Raw genomic sequence first — 390 nt, 5'->3', positions numbered from 1 at the left:
CTGTCTAATATTAAAGTATCTGTAGCAGCAAAGAAATGACTCTTTTTCTAGGGGCTGAAATCTGCATTTTTCGTTTCCTATAAGAAAGAGGAGAGTTTTTATGAAGAACATTTTTATGAAATCAATGATCGTTCTCACATTACTAATGGTCGCATTATATGGGATTAATCAAGGGAAAACATAGGTTAGGGTTAAATGCAAACGGTACGTATGGCGATACATGCGGCTTTTTTTGTACGAATGAACCAGCACTCTACTTGTTTTCTTTTACAATGGCGTATTTTAACCCTTATTATGGAATGAGAGCAAAAACTGAGAAGGCAAACCGTGTGGTCATGTTTCAATCGATTGGTGAGGTTTATGCACATGAAGTTACGGAGGATATCAAGT

Annotated in this window: 1 pseudogene; it reads left to right on the top strand. The window is 36.4% G+C overall.

The window, feature by feature from the left end:
- Window positions 1-158: 158 nt before the first annotated feature.
- Window positions 159-390, top strand: a pseudogene (locus OK414_RS29835) (hypothetical protein); the annotation flags it as partial.

Source organism: Priestia sp. JV24 (assembly GCF_025910025.1).
Classification (GTDB): Bacteria; Bacillota; Bacilli; order Bacillales; family Bacillaceae_H; genus Priestia; species Priestia megaterium.
Note: the sequence above shows the minus strand (reverse complement) of the source record. Positions and strands in the feature narration are given on the sequence as shown.